This window comes from Pseudomonas sp. YL2 (genome assembly GCF_023063025.1).
GTDB lineage: Bacteria > Pseudomonadota > Gammaproteobacteria > Pseudomonadales > Pseudomonadaceae > Aquipseudomonas > Aquipseudomonas putida_A.
On sequence record NZ_JAJSLU010000017.1, the window covers coordinates 124,667 to 137,910 of the forward strand.

The 13,244-nt window shown below is 60.8% G+C and carries 13 protein-coding genes; 5 read left to right on the top strand and 8 right to left on the bottom strand.

Translation table 11 applies throughout. The annotated features are described in order from the left end of the window. Positions 1-59: 59 nt before the first annotated feature. The gene (locus tag LVD08_RS21955) at positions 60-509 is read right to left on the bottom strand and encodes a DUF4879 domain-containing protein (protein WP_247269242.1); all 450 of its coding nucleotides are present in this window, start codon (positions 507-509) and stop codon (positions 60-62) included. A 224-nt stretch (positions 510-733) separates the two neighbouring features. Between LVD08_RS21955 and LVD08_RS21960 the strand changes: the two genes are divergently transcribed. Together LVD08_RS21960 and trmA are read left to right on the top strand one after the other, a co-directional pair. Further along, positions 734-2,029, top strand: a complete 1,296-nt coding sequence (locus LVD08_RS21960) for an NCS2 family permease (RefSeq protein ID WP_007963748.1) — start codon at positions 734-736, stop codon at positions 2,027-2,029. Next, positions 2,026-3,105 (top strand): tRNA (uridine(54)-C5)-methyltransferase TrmA, encoded by a 1,080-nt coding sequence (gene trmA / locus LVD08_RS21965; protein ID WP_247269243.1) that lies wholly within the window; start codon positions 2,026-2,028, stop codon positions 3,103-3,105. The genes LVD08_RS21960 and trmA overlap by 4 nt, the downstream gene beginning before the upstream one ends. Before the next feature lie 55 nt (positions 3,106-3,160). On the opposite strand, the gene LVD08_RS21970 is transcribed toward trmA, so the two are convergent. Continuing rightward, positions 3,161-3,607 (bottom strand): DUF2442 domain-containing protein, encoded by a 447-nt coding sequence (locus LVD08_RS21970; protein ID WP_247269244.1) that lies wholly within the window; start codon positions 3,605-3,607, stop codon positions 3,161-3,163. Then, the gene (locus LVD08_RS21975; RefSeq protein ID WP_096795253.1) at positions 3,604-4,032 is read right to left on the bottom strand and encodes a DUF4160 domain-containing protein; all 429 of its coding nucleotides are present in this window, start codon (positions 4,030-4,032) and stop codon (positions 3,604-3,606) included. Before LVD08_RS21975 ends, LVD08_RS21970 begins: the two co-directional genes overlap by 4 nt. 330 nt (positions 4,033-4,362) lie before the next feature. Between LVD08_RS21975 and aroQ the strand changes: the two genes are divergently transcribed. Both aroQ and LVD08_RS21985 read left to right on the top strand, forming a co-directional pair. After that, positions 4,363-4,812 (top strand): type II 3-dehydroquinate dehydratase, encoded by a 450-nt coding sequence (gene aroQ / locus LVD08_RS21980; RefSeq protein WP_025108744.1) that lies wholly within the window; start codon positions 4,363-4,365, stop codon positions 4,810-4,812. Further along, the gene (locus LVD08_RS21985) at positions 4,809-5,663 is read left to right on the top strand and encodes a shikimate dehydrogenase (RefSeq protein ID WP_247269245.1); all 855 of its coding nucleotides are present in this window, start codon (positions 4,809-4,811) and stop codon (positions 5,661-5,663) included. Before aroQ ends, LVD08_RS21985 begins: the two co-directional genes overlap by 4 nt. Before the next feature lie 117 nt (positions 5,664-5,780). Here LVD08_RS21985 and LVD08_RS21990 read toward each other — a convergent pair whose 3' ends face one another. Then, entirely contained in the window at positions 5,781-6,458 is a 678-nt protein-coding gene (locus tag LVD08_RS21990; RefSeq protein WP_027612854.1) for a TetR family transcriptional regulator, read from the bottom strand. Positions 6,459-6,560: 102 nt separating this feature from the next. Further along, positions 6,561-8,462, bottom strand: a complete 1,902-nt coding sequence (gene quiC, locus LVD08_RS21995) for a 3-dehydroshikimate dehydratase QuiC (protein ID WP_247269246.1) — start codon at positions 8,460-8,462, stop codon at positions 6,561-6,563. A gap of 267 nt (positions 8,463-8,729) precedes the next feature. On the opposite strand from quiC, the gene LVD08_RS22000 reads away from it, so the two are divergent. After that, complete coding sequence (locus tag LVD08_RS22000; RefSeq protein WP_247269247.1) at positions 8,730-10,067, top strand: MFS transporter; 1,338 nt, start codon at positions 8,730-8,732, stop codon at positions 10,065-10,067. Positions 10,068-10,194: 127 nt separating this feature from the next. Here LVD08_RS22000 and LVD08_RS22005 read toward each other — a convergent pair whose 3' ends face one another. From LVD08_RS22005 to LVD08_RS22015, 3 genes are all read right to left on the bottom strand, one after another. Then, positions 10,195-11,073 (bottom strand): DMT family transporter, encoded by an 879-nt coding sequence (locus LVD08_RS22005; protein ID WP_247269248.1) that lies wholly within the window; start codon positions 11,071-11,073, stop codon positions 10,195-10,197. Positions 11,074-11,137: 64 nt separating this feature from the next. Further along, on the bottom strand, positions 11,138-11,953 hold the full coding sequence (locus tag LVD08_RS22010; RefSeq protein ID WP_247269249.1) for a sugar phosphate isomerase/epimerase family protein: 816 nt from the start codon (positions 11,951-11,953) through the stop codon (positions 11,138-11,140). Between the two features lie 2 nt (positions 11,954-11,955). After that, on the bottom strand, positions 11,956-13,017 hold the full coding sequence (locus tag LVD08_RS22015) for a Gfo/Idh/MocA family protein (protein WP_247269250.1): 1,062 nt from the start codon (positions 13,015-13,017) through the stop codon (positions 11,956-11,958). Between the last annotated feature and the right edge of the window lie 227 nt (positions 13,018-13,244).

The window sequence follows — 13,244 nt, forward strand, 5'->3', positions numbered from 1 at the left end:
TCCGCTGAGTGATCTTTAAAGCGTAGTCAGCTTTGCCCTGCCCGGTTCGGTGACAGCCGTTACTTGATGTAAAGCTGGGTCGACATCGTGTTGCGCGGCGCGTTGAGCGAAGTGTTGCTGAAGCTGAAGGTGCCTTCCTGCTTGCCCGCCAGATCGAAGGTATACAGCGAGCCGACAGTTTTGCTGCCGGGCGTGCACTCGGTCAGGTTGCCGTTATCAAAGGCGCACACCGGCGCCCGGGTGCCGTTGACTTCAAAGCCGTCCAGCGTGGCGTGTGGCTGGTTCTGGCCATAGCCGACTTCCAGCACATACACCTTGATGCTCGGCCCGGCGTGATTGCATTGAGTCTGGGTCTGTCCGTCACCGATGTCTTCCAGCCCGCAGGCGGGCGACTGAACCTTGATCACTTTCACCTGCGTCAACGGTGGTGCCGAGGCTGCCAGCGCCGCCGTCGACCCGGCCATCAGCCCGGCCATTACCCCGAAAGCCTTTATCCAGCGCTTGCCCATGTGATCGTATTTCCCCAAAAAATTCAGCGCGCAGTATGGCGCAGTTGGCCCTGTGGCAAAACTTCGACGACGTTCGGCACCAACAACCGCCATATTCCTCACGCTGCTGGTATGATGCGCGGCTTTTTCCGGCCCACCACAAATTCCCAGGCGCTTGCGACGGTCTGTGCTTTGCTGTTGAGGTCGATACATTCACGGCGCCGCGCGCGCCACGGGGAGCAGACATGCTGGAAAGGCTGTTTCAACTCAAGGCACACAACACCAACGTGCGTACCGAGATTCTGGCGGGCGTCACGACCTTCCTGGCCATGGCCTACATTCTGTTCGTCAACCCGAGCATCCTCGGCGAGACCGGCATGGACAAGGGCGCGGTGTTCGTCGCCACCTGTCTGGCAGCCGCCATCGGCTCGACCATCATGGGCCTGATCGCCAACTACCCGATCGCCCTCGCCCCGGGCATGGGCCTGAACGCCTTCTTCACTTACACCGTGGTCCTGCACATGGGCCACACCTGGCAAGTGGCGCTGGGCGCGGTGTTCATCTCGGCAGTGTGCTTCTTCCTGCTGTCGATCTTCCGCATCCGCGAATGGATCATCAACAGCATCCCGCTGCCGCTGCGCTCGGCGATTGCCGCCGGTATCGGCCTGTTCCTGGCGCTGATTGCACTGCACAACGCGGGCATCGTGGTCAGCAACCCGGCGACCATGGTCGGCCTCGGTGACCTGAAAGCCCCGGCGCCGATCCTCGCCACCCTCGGCTTCGCCCTGATCGTCGCCCTCGAAGCGCTGAAAGTGCGCGGCGCAGTGCTGATCGGCATTCTGGCAGTGACCATCATTTCCATCGCCATGGGCTTCACCCCGTTCGGCGGCGTGACCTCGATGCCACCTTCGCTGGCCCCGACCTTCATGCAACTGGACATCAAGGGCGCACTGGACATCGGTCTGGTCAGCGTGATCTTCGCCTTCCTGTTCGTCGACCTGTTCGACAACTCCGGCACCCTGATCGGCGTCGCCAAACGCGCCGGACTGATGGGCAAGGACGGCCACATGCCGAAAATGGGCCGGGCACTGATCGCCGACAGCACCGCGGCGATGGCCGGCTCGCTGCTGGGGACTTCGACCACCACCAGCTACATCGAATCCGCGGCTGGCGTGAGCGCTGGCGGCCGGACCGGTCTGACGGCGATCGTCGTGGCGATCCTGTTCCTGCTGGCGCTGTTCTTCTCGCCACTGGCGGCCAGCGTTCCGGCATTCGCCACCGCACCGGCGTTGCTGTTCGTCGCCGTGCTGATGACGTCGGGCCTGGCGGAAATAGACTGGGAAGACATCACCGTCGCCGCACCGGTCGTGGTCACCGCGCTGGCCATGCCGTTCACCTACTCGATCGCCAACGGCATCGCCTTCGGTTTCATCTCCTGGACCGTGATCAAGCTGCTGTCGGGCCGCGCCCGTGAGCTGAACCCGGCGCTGGTGATTCTGTCGATTCTGTTCGTGATCAAGTTGGGTTGGTTCAACGCATGACTTTCGATTCCCAGGCCTACGCCACTCAGCTCGAAGACAAGGTCACGCGTTTGCGTGACCTGCTGGCCCCGTTCGATGCGCCAGAGCCGACCGTGTTCGACTCGCCGCTGCAGAACTTCCGCCTGCGTGCGGAATTTCGCCTGTGGCGCGAGGCCGGCGAGCGGCACTACGCGATGTTCTCCCAGGACGACAAACGCACGCCGATCCTGATCGAGGAATTCCCGATTGCCAGCCTGCGCATCAACCAGTTGATGCCGCAGCTCAAGGCAGCGTGGCAGGCCAGCTCGGCGCTGAGCCACAAGCTGTTCCAGGTGGAGTTCCTCACCACATTGGCCGGCGACGCGATGATCACCCTGTGCTATCACCGTCCGCTGGACGAGCACTGGCACGCCGCCGCGTCGAAGCTGGCGGCTGATCTCAACGTCAGCGTCATCGGGCGTTCCAAGGGCAAGCGCGAAGTCATCGGCCACGATTACGTGGTGGAGCAACTCGAGGTCGGCGGCCGCACGTTCAGCTATCGCCAGCCGGAAGGCGCGTTCACCCAGCCCAACGGCACGGTGAACCAGAAGATGCTCAACTGGGCATACGAAGCGCTGGGCGATCGCAGCGATGATCTGCTGGAGCTGTATTGCGGCAACGGCAACTTCACCCTGCCGCTCGCCACCCGCGTGCGCAAAGTGCTGGCCACTGAGATCAGCAAGACTTCGGTCAACGCCGCACTGAGCAACCTCAGCGAAAACGCTGTGGATAACGTCACGCTGGTACGGCTGTCCGCCGAAGAACTCACCGAAGCGCTGAACGAAGTGCGCCCGTTCCGTCGCCTGCAAGGCATCGACCTGAAGAGCTACGAGTTCGGCAGCGTGTTCGTCGACCCGCCGCGCGCCGGCATGGACCCGGACACCTGCGAGCTGACCCGGCGCTTCGACAACATCCTGTACATCTCCTGCAACCCGGAAACCCTCGCGGCCAACATCGCCCAACTGCACGACACGCACCGCATCACCCGCTGCGCGATGTTCGACCAGTTCCCATGGACACATCACATGGAGTCCGGGGTGTTGCTGACCCGGCGTTGATAGCGAATGCCGGATACGAGAAAGCCGTCGTGATTGACGGCTTTTTTGTGCCTGCTTACGGTGCAGTGTCGGTCTTACGTGGACGCCCACCCTTCTTGCCATTTGCTCGTGCAGCTTCGGATTTTGCCGCACTGCTTTGACGACCGTTACGCGACGCAACCACCGAAGCCGCCATCCTCATGAGTGACGGGCTCGCCGAAATCATTCCGGAGATGGAAACGTCGAGGTCTTTGCCCCCGTGGCAAAGCGCAGTGCCTGCATAGCCGACTGTCAGGTTCGCATAATCGTCTGAATCAAACCCGTCGAACTCCGAATACTGGCTCACCGGTAGCAACACACCGCTGCCGTCTTCAAAACGAATGACCAGAGACGGGCTTTCAAAGGTCACAGAAACAGCCTGCAAGCTGCTAGCTTGGCGCGCTTCGCCACGTTTTATCGCGGCATCGAGCATTTCTTCCGTCAGCGGACGATGTACGGACGGCTTTGCCTTGATGACTTTCATAAATCGATTTCAACTCCTGCCAGTTTGCCGAGCAATGTCAGAACAGTCTTGTCTGCTTCTGGTTCATAGCGCGCCGAACTGATCCTGTAGGTCGTAGCGGTGACCGGTTTCATCACGGGGACTTCGTTTGACTCGCAGTCCCACACCTGATTGTCGAGACAAACTGTCTGCAAGCCTGACCACCAGATCCCTCGTGCGCGACGCAGATGAGCAGGTTGCCCCAGTGATCGACACAATCCTTCCAGCACCGCCAGCGGCGGTCGACGTGAAAGCGGCACGACATCCCACAGTTCAATGTCGTTGTGCCAGAAACTGAACTGAAATCGGGCATTCCAGGCGCCTGCATTAACGTGAACATGTGGCGGGCAATGCTCATCTCGCAACATGATGCTTATCGACAATCCCCTGTAGTTGCATACTTTCATGCTAACCCATCCGTTAGGTTAATAAGTTTCAGGATTTGATTTTCCTTTCAAATCCGACGGCCGGTGCTGCACAGCACCTCAATGCCTTTCACCACATTCAGACTAGCGTCGGCACGGATGAGGAAGCGCTGCATCTTCGAAAAAAAACGTAAGCAAAACTGTCGATACAATTCGGAAAATCTGAATGCGATGTAGCTTTTGTGCGATCACCGAACACAAAACCATCGGGTTAAATCAGTTCAATTGACCATGGTAACCATCTGGTACATTTTACCTCCACAGGCTGAAACCTTCGGCCCAAGCCAAAAACAATAAGTGGAGTTTGCCCCCATGCCCCCTATCGTTCTGGTGCTCAACGGCCCGAACCTGAACCTGCTCGGCACTCGTGAACCGGCAACCTACGGTCACGAAACCCTGGCTGATATTTCTGCTCTGTGCGGCCGCGCTGCCGAAGAGTTCGGCCTGGCCGTGGAGTTTCGCCAGACCAATCACGAAGGCGAATTGCTCGACTGGATTCATGCGGCACGCGGCCGTTGCGCCGGGATCGTGATCAACCCGGCGGCGTGGACACACACCTCGGTGGCAATCCGCGACGCGCTGGTGGCCAGTGAGTTGCCGGTGATCGAAGTGCACCTTTCCAACGTGCATGCGCGTGAGCCATTCCGCCACCACTCGTTTGTCTCGGCCATCGCCACGGCGGTGATGTGCGGCTTCGGCAGCCATGGCTATCGCCTGGCCCTGGAGCATTTCAGTCAGCGACTGAAGGGGCGCGCAGCATGACCCGTAAACCGGTAATACTGGCTGGCCTGATCGGTGCGGGTATTCAAGCCTCGCGCACGCCAGCACTGCATGAACATGAGGGCGACGCCCAAGGCTTGCGCTACCTGTATCGGCTGATCGACCTCGATCAGTTGCAACTCGACAGCAACGCCCTGCCCGACTTGCTGCAGGCGGCCGAGCGGATGAACTACACCGGTCTGAACATCACTTTCCCGTGCAAGCAGGCGATCATCCCGCTGCTCGACGAACTGTCGCCGGAAGCCCGAGGCATCGGCGCGGTCAACACCGTGGTGCTCAAGGACGGCAAACGCATCGGCCACAACACTGATTGCCTGGGTTTTGCCGAAGGTTTTCGCCGAGGCCTGAAGGACGCAGCGCGTGAACGTGTCGTCCAGATGGGCGCCGGCGGTGCGGGAGCGGCAGTGGCCCACGCGTTGTTGAGCGAAGGCGTACAGCAGCTGAGTATTTTCGATGTCGACCGCGAGCGCGCCGAGAGTCTGGCGAACAACCTCAACCAGCATTTCGGCGTCGGTCGCGCCGTCGCCGGGCGTGATCTGCCGGGCACCTTGAATCAGGCCGATGGTCTGGTGAATACCACGCCGATGGGCATGGCCAAACTGCCGGGCATGCCGGTGCCGGTGGAGTTGCTGCGCAAGGAATTGTGGGTCGCGGAGATCGTGTACTTCCCGCTGGAAACCGAACTGCTGCGCAACGCCCGCGCGCTGGGTTGCCGCACGCTGGACGGCGGCAACATGGCGGTGTTTCAAGCGGTGAAGGCGTTTGAATTGTTCAGCGGCGTGGTGCCGGACGCACAGCGGATGCTGGCGCATTTTCAAAGCATGAATGGCTGAAGATAAACATCGATCCTGTGGGAGCGGGCTTGCTCGCGAAGGCTGTGTGTCAGGCAGCCGATGTATAGGCTGACACGCCGCTTTCGCGAGCAAGCCCGCTCCCACATTGGATAGGTGTCACGGCTGCAAGTAGCGCAACACCGATTCGCAGATCATCTCGCGATGACGCTGCTTGATGCTTTCATCCGGCAGGTCGATCTGAAAGATCTCACCGAACGTATGGCGGTTCGAGACGCGATAGAAGCAGAACGAGCTGATCAACAGGTGCACATCCAGCGCGTCCAGCCCGGCGCGGAAGACACCCTCCTCGGCACCGCGACGCAAAATCTCGCCCAGTGAATCGAGGATCGTATTGTTCATCGCCTTGATCGTGTCCGAACGCTTCACGAACTCGGCGTTGTGAATATTTTCGATACAGACGATGCGCACGAAATCGACGTTGCGGTCGTGGTGATCGAAGGTGAATTCCACCAGTCGACGGATCGCCACCACCGGCGGCAACTCGGCCAGGTGCAGGCGGTTTTCGGTGCTGCGGATGTCGCCGTAAAGCTTCTCCAGCACCTCGACGTACAACTGCTCCTTACTGCCGAAGTAGTAATAGATCATGCGTTTGGAGGTGTGGATACGCTCGGCGATCGCGTCGACGCGGGCGCCGGACAAGCCCTGCTGGACGAACTCGACGATCGCCTCCTGCAGGATGTTCTCGCGGGTTTTTTCCGGGTTGTTCTTGCGACTCTTGCGCGGCTCGATACCGGATTCGACGGGAGCAGCGGGGAGTTCTGAAGTCATTGTCATTGCGGGCTCACGGCCATCACTGCACAGGTTGGCGATTATGGGCCGCGCTGCACAGTGAAGGAAGCCACGCGGCTCGTGTTTAATCCCGCGTTTACGAAATTCCTACAACTTCGCCTGGCGCGCCGCACCGCTGCGTGATTTGGCCATCGCCGCCAGACGGACCGCGACGTTCGCCGCACCATAACCGGCATAACCGTTTTTACGCTGGATGATCTCGAAGAAAAAGCGTCCCTCGAACGGCTCGGTGTACACGTGGAACAACTCGCCGCCCTGCGCGTCGCGGTCGTAGAGCACGTTGTAGTACGCCAGCTCGCTGAGGAACTCGTCGTCGAAATCGAAGCGCGCGGCGAGGTCGTCGTAATAGTTGAGCGGGATATCCAGCAACGGCACGCCAGCCTCTTTGGCGCGGCTGACTTCGGCGAAGATGTCATCACAATCGAAGGCGATGTGATGCACACCGGAGCCGCGATAACTCGACAGTGCGTGAGAGATCGCAGTGTTTCGGTTCTCCGAGATATTCAGCGGCAAGCGGATCGAACTGTCGCGACTTCTCAGCGCCCGGCTCTTCACCAGACCGTACGGATCGGGCAGTACCACTTCATCGTCGGCCTCGAAATCCAGCAGGCTCTTGTAGAACAGCACCCAGCTGTCGAGGCTGTCGGCCGGCAGCGCCATGGCCATGTGATCGATGCGCTTGAGGCCGCCACGGGCCTGAGCGTTCGGCAGCAGATTGAAGTCAGTGCCATAAACGTCCGCCGCTTCATCCACCAGATAAATCAGGCTGCCGTCCGGTGCACGCACCGCGGCCAGTTCCAGTTCGTTGGGGCCGACCAGTCCGCGATAGGGCTGGCCCTTGTAGGCAACGGCACGGGCCAGGGCGCTGGCGCTGTCCTTGACCCGCACGGCGGTGGCACACAGCGACGGGCCGTGGGCCTCGAAAAAGCTGTGGCCGAACGAGTACGGTTCGGCGTTGAGGATCAGGTTGATATCGCCCTGGCGCAACAGGCTCACACTCTTGGAGCGGTGCTGCCCGGCCTTGACGAAGCCCAGGCGCTCCAGCCAGTTGCTCAGTTTGGCGCCGAGGCTTTCGTCGACGGCGAACTCGAGAAACTCGATGCCGTTGTACTCGCTGGCCGGCGGCGTTTCGAAGAGGATTTCACGGTTGACCACTGGCGTTGTTTGCTGTTCCAGGCGCTGACGGGTTTTCTCTTCCAGATACAGCAGCGAACGCAGACCATCAGCGGCATTGGCCCGTGGCGGTGCGGCGCGGAAGCCATCGTTGAAAATTTCCAGCGACAACGGCCCGGTGTAACCGCTCTGGATGATCGGCGCGAGGAACCCCGGCAGATCGAATTCGCCCTGCCCCGGGAAGCAACGAAAATGCCGGCTCCACTCCAGGACGTCCATGGCGAGGATCGGCGCGTCGGCCATTTGCACAAAGAAGATCTTGTCGCCGGGAATGTCAGCGATCGCGCTTGGATCACCTTTCAACGACAAGGTGTGAAAACTGTCGAGCAGCACGCCGAGCGCCGGGTGATCGGCCTGGCGCACGACGTCCCAGACCTGTTGATAAGTATTGACGTGACGGCCCCAGACCAGCGCTTCATAGCCGATACGCAACCCGCGAGCGCCTGCATGTTCGGCCAACAGCCGCAGGTCATCGACGAGAATCTGCCGGTCGCCGACGCTGTCCGCCGAGGCGTTGCTGCACACCAGCACCAGATCGGTGCCCAGTTCCTGCATCAGGTCGAATTTGCGCTCGGCCCGTTCCAGATTGCGCGCCAGCCGATCACGGCGGCAGCCCTCGAAATCGCGGAACGGCTGGAACAGGGTGATGGCGATCCCCAAGTCTGCGCACATCTGCCTGATTTCCCGCGGGCTGCCGTCGTAATACAGAAGATCGTTCTCGAAGATCTCGACGCCGTCGAACCCGGCGGCGGCAATGGCTTCGAGCTTTTCCGGCAGGGTGCCGCTCAGGGAAACGGTGGCTATGGAACGCTGCATGTTGCTACTCCCGGACTGCGCTGCAGTTTTTTACAGGGGATCATTTTTTATCGTGAGGAAATTATTGGCTGCATCGTCTTCAGCAGCAATTTAAAGTGTACCAGCCGGTTAGTTTTGCGTGCGATTATCGAACACTATGGCGTTTCGGCGAATTGACGATTTTTCGTCCACTGCCCACCATCGACTTCACATTGAGTCCGGAAATGAACCTTCGGTCGCAGTGCGTGCAAACAACACCACATAACAAATTCAAAAACGGGTGGAACAATGATTCCTTCACAGACTTCCCGCATGGCCCCGGCCATGAGCACTGCCACGGGTGGCATCGGCGACAAGATCCGCGGCGCCATGGCTGTCGGCAAGACCCGTTGGGGCATGCTGGCGCTGGTGTTTTTCGCCACGACCCTGAACTACATCGACCGCGCCGCCCTCGGCGTCATGCAGCCGATCCTCGCCAAGGAAATGAGCTGGACGGCGATGGATTACGCCAACATCAACTTCTGGTTTCAGGTCGGCTACGCGATCGGCTTCGTCCTGCAGGGACGCCTGATCGACCGCATCGGCGTGAAGCGCGTGTTCTTCTGCGCGGTGCTGCTCTGGAGCCTGGCCACCGGCGCCCACGGTCTGGCGACTTCGGCCGTGGGCTTCATGGTCTGCCGATTCATCCTCGGCCTGACCGAAGCGGCCAACTACCCGGCCTGCGTGAAAACCACGCGCCTGTGGTTCCCGGCCGGCGAACGCGCGGTGGCCACCGGCATCTTCAACGCCGGGACCAACGTCGGCGCGATGTTCACGCCGATGCTGCTGCCGCTGATTCTCCACGTCTGGGGCTGGCAGGCAGCGTTCCTGTGCATGTCGGCACTCGGCGGGATCTGGCTGCTGTTCTGGGGCTTGAAATACTTCAACCCGGAAGATCATCCACGGGTGAAAAAATCCGAACTCGACTACATCCAGCAGGAAGTCGAACCGGAACAGGCCCGCGTACCGTTCTCGCGAATCCTGCGCATGCGCGGCACCTGGGCCTTCGCCCTCGCCTATTCGCTGACCGCGCCGGTGTTCTGGTTCTACCTGTACTGGCTGCCGCCGTTTCTCAATCAGCAATACAACCTGGGTATCAACGTCACCCAGATGGGCATTCCGCTGATCATCATTTACGTCACCGCTGACTTCGGCAGCGTGGGCGGCGGGATTCTGTCTTCGTTCCTGATCGGTCGCGGCATGAACTCGATCAAGGCGCGGCTGCTGTCGATGTTCCTGTTCGCCTGCTGCATCATCGGCGTGATCATGGCCGCCGGCTCAAGCAATCTGTGGGTAGCCGTCGCGGCAATCTCCCTGGCTATCGGCGCGCATCAGGCCTGGACTGCGAACATCTGGAGCCTGGTGATGGACTACACGCCCAAGCACATGATGAGCACGGTGTTCGGTTTCGGCGGTATGTGCGCAGCGATCGGCGGGATGTTCATGACCCAGATCGTCGGCCACATCCTGACCGTCACCCATAACAACTACACGGTGCTGTTCACGCTGATCCCGGCGATGTACTTCATTGCGCTGACCTGGATGTACTTCATGGCACCGCGCAAGATTCCAGACGTCACCGAGTAACCGGCCTGCACCCCTCCCCCCTGTGGGAGCGGGCTTGCTCGCGAAAGCGTCCAGTCAGTCACTGAAGATGTCGACTGAAACACCGCCTTCGCGAGCAAGCCCGCTCCCACAGGGTTATTTATCTCTCTCATCTGCGGCTTTGCTGCCACGCCGCCGCCAGGCCGCTGCAGCAGATCACCGCAATGCCGATCACCGTCAACAGACTCGGCGTGTGATTGAACACCACCCACCCCAACAACCCGGCAAACACGATCTGGCAGTAGCCGAACGGCGCCAGCAATGCCGGCGCGGCATGGCGGAACGCCTGGGTCAGAAACAGGTGCGCGGTCATCCCGCAACTGCCCAGCGCCAGCATCAACACGGCGTGCGACAAGATCGGCACCTGCCAGAAGAACGGCACCAACGCACTCATCACCAGCGTGTTGCACAGACCAGCGAAGAAGTTGCTGGTGGTCGGACTGTCGACCTCACTGAGCTTGCGCGTCAGCAGTTGATAGAAGCAGAAAAACAACGCCGAGCAGAACGGCAGCAGCACCGCCGGGGTGAACAATTCACCGCCCGGGTGAACGATGATCAGCACGCCGATGAATCCACAGATCACCGCAATCCACTGGCCGCGCGTCACCCGTTCCTTGAGCAACGGCACCGACAGCGCCGTCACCAGCACCGGCGCGAGAAAGTTGACCGCCGTGGCCTCGGCCAGCGGGATGTAAAGCAGCGCCGTGGTGAAAAACAGACTGGTGCCGAGCAGGCACAGCGCCCGCGCCAACTGCCATAACGGCCGTTTGGTGCGCAGCACACGCAGCCCTGATTGCGGCAGGAAAATTCCCGCCATCAGCAAGGTGTGCACCAGGTACCGCGCCCACACCACCATGACGATCGGGTAGAAACCCGAGAGGTATTTCGACAGCGCATCGTGGCTGGAGAACAGGAAAGTCGCCACGACAATCAGCAAGATCCCCTTGAAGGGTTGGTTGACACCGGAGAGCGGGGTGCTGACGGTCATTGGATATCTCTGAAGGAAAAATAAACAGTGGCGAGGACGCTGGCGCCCCGCCACAAAAACTGACTTACAACTGCGCCAACAATTCCCGCGTCCTGTCGAGCGCCATCTGCGCTCGTTGCAATCCGCTGACCCCCTGCTCCAGCAGTTTTACCGTGGGGATCTCCAGGCTCAGTGGAATATTAGCTGGCAGACTGCGCAACAAACCGTGCAAATCACAATCGCCCTCGCCGGGAAACCGCCGCTCATTGCGCGCCTGACGCAAGATCTCGGCCATGTCCGCCGGTCTCGGTCCCGCCACATCACACAATTGCGCATAACGCAGGCGCGCGGGCGCAACGCTGGCCAGATCCTCCAGCCGTGAGCCGGAGCGATCGAAATGAAAGGCATCGACCAGCACCGCGGCGTTTTCCCGGTCGGCATTGGCAACGATGCGCAACGCCTGTTCGAGGTTGCACGCATCGGTCCAGGGCATGAACTCCAGATGCGGATGCAAACCGTAAGGCGCCGCCAGATCACACAACGCGGCAAAGTTGTCGGTGAGCCGTTGCTCGTCAGGATCATTGCCGGCGATCAGTAATTCACTGGCACCGAACTCCGCGCCGACGGCCAGCAGCCTCTCGAAATCGGCGACCACGGTTTGCGGTTTCAGACGCAGGATTTCCACATCGAGCACCGCGATGCCAGTGTCGCGCAAACGCCTCAACGTCTGACGCCGCAGATCACCATCGGCCACCAGCGGAAAGTGATATTCCTCCGCCGTCGCCGGTTCCAGGCGCAGGCCGACATGGCTGTAACCGGCACGCGCCGCCACCTCGACCATTTGCGGCGGTGACAACTCGAGTACGGTGAGACTGGCCAGAGACAGGATTCGTTCGTTCATGCTCAAGCCTCGACCGCTGCTGGGGAACAGGCACGGCCGCTGGCCGCCGCTTCACGAATCGCCTCGACCAGCGCCAGGGTTCGCGCGGCATCGGCGGCACTGACCAAGGGTTCGACTTCACGCCGCGCGACCTGCACAAAATGCTGCAGCTGCAACCGCAACGCGTCCCCGGCTGCGCAATGCTCTTGCACCGCGAGCAAAGGCTCGTGCCAACCGGCATCGATTTGATCGGCAGGGTAATGCCAGCGCTTGAGTTGCGGAATGCTCAGCGCCCCGGCGGTGCCCGCCAGCAGATAACACGGCTGATCGACCTGACGCGGATAGACCGGGTTCTCTCCGGAGTTCAGCTCCCAACTCCACGGCGCGGCGACCGCATCGGAACCGGTCAGCGTGCCCAGTGCACCGTCGATAAATTGCAGTAACACCGCGACGCTGTCTTCGTTGGCAAAACCCCGCACCGCGTTGTCGGTGACGGCCTGCACCGACTGCACTTCACCGCACAGGTGACGCAGCAGATCGAGGTCGTGAATCAGATTGGTCAGCAACAGGCCCGCCCCCGGTTCACGGCGCCACGGGACCTCGAAATATCGGTCGGGTTTGCGTAACTGGAACAGTGCAGTAACCGTGGTCAGCCGCCCGAGCGCGCCGCTGAGCAACAATTGGTGGGCACGCACGATCAACGGATTGTGCCGCCGATGGTGGCCGACCAGCACCGGCACGCCACTGCGTTTGACTGCCGCCACCAGTTCGCGTGCCTCATCCAGATGCACGCCCACCGGTTTCTCCAGCAACACCGAAACCCCGGCGGCGAGGCAATCCAGCGCCGTGCTGACGTGCTGATTATTCGGATTGGCCACGATCACCGCATCGGGCCGCACCTGCTCCAGCATCTGCCGGTGATCGGCGAAATACGCCACGCCCCACTGCGCCGCCAGCGCTGGAGCCTGCGGGCCGGGATCGGCCACTGCGCACAACCGGGCTTCTTCGAGGGTTTGCAAATGCTGGTAATGCTGCTGGCCCATGTTGCCAGCGCCGATCAGGGCGATACGAAGGGGCGGAGTCAAGGGGCGATCCTTTTGTGATTGTTGTTGGACATGTCACTCCAGCAACAATTTAGAACCGCGTTCCACAATCAAACACCCAGTGATGGGAAAACCGTGCGAACACCGCACAACTTTGTACTTGACGCTCAACCTGTAGGAGCTGCGGCGGGGCGCGGGCTTTTTGCTTTTTTTTTTTTAACCAAAAAAATCGGGGCCCCGGGGGGGCCCACCAGGGGGGGGGGGAGGGC

What these genes read in the sequence shown, in the direction of transcription:
- LVD08_RS21975 (WP_096795253.1), bottom strand. Translation starts at nt 4,032, where the DNA reads ATGAAAGTATGCAACTACAGGGGATTGTCGATAAGCATCATGTTGCGA.
- LVD08_RS21970 (WP_247269244.1), bottom strand. Translation starts at nt 3,607, where the DNA reads ATGAAAGTCATCAAGGCAAAGCCGTCCGTACATCGTCCGCTGACGGAA.
- quiC (WP_247269246.1), bottom strand. Translation starts at nt 8,462, where the DNA reads ATGCAGCGTTCCATAGCCACCGTTTCCCTGAGCGGCACCCTGCCGGAA.
- LVD08_RS22005 (WP_247269248.1), bottom strand. Translation starts at nt 11,073, where the DNA reads ATGACCGTCAGCACCCCGCTCTCCGGTGTCAACCAACCCTTCAAGGGG.
- LVD08_RS21990 (WP_027612854.1), bottom strand. Translation starts at nt 6,458, where the DNA reads ATGACAATGACTTCAGAACTCCCCGCTGCTCCCGTCGAATCCGGTATC.
- LVD08_RS22010 (WP_247269249.1), bottom strand. Translation starts at nt 11,953, where the DNA reads ATGAACGAACGAATCCTGTCTCTGGCCAGTCTCACCGTACTCGAGTTG.
- LVD08_RS21960 (WP_007963748.1), top strand. Translation starts at nt 734, where the DNA reads ATGCTGGAAAGGCTGTTTCAACTCAAGGCACACAACACCAACGTGCGT.
- trmA (WP_247269243.1), top strand. Translation starts at nt 2,026, where the DNA reads ATGACTTTCGATTCCCAGGCCTACGCCACTCAGCTCGAAGACAAGGTC.
- LVD08_RS21985 (WP_247269245.1), top strand. Translation starts at nt 4,809, where the DNA reads ATGACCCGTAAACCGGTAATACTGGCTGGCCTGATCGGTGCGGGTATT.
- LVD08_RS22000 (WP_247269247.1), top strand. Translation starts at nt 8,730, where the DNA reads ATGATTCCTTCACAGACTTCCCGCATGGCCCCGGCCATGAGCACTGCC.
- LVD08_RS21955 (WP_247269242.1), bottom strand. Translation starts at nt 509, where the DNA reads ATGGGCAAGCGCTGGATAAAGGCTTTCGGGGTAATGGCCGGGCTGATG.
- aroQ (WP_025108744.1), top strand. Translation starts at nt 4,363, where the DNA reads ATGCCCCCTATCGTTCTGGTGCTCAACGGCCCGAACCTGAACCTGCTC.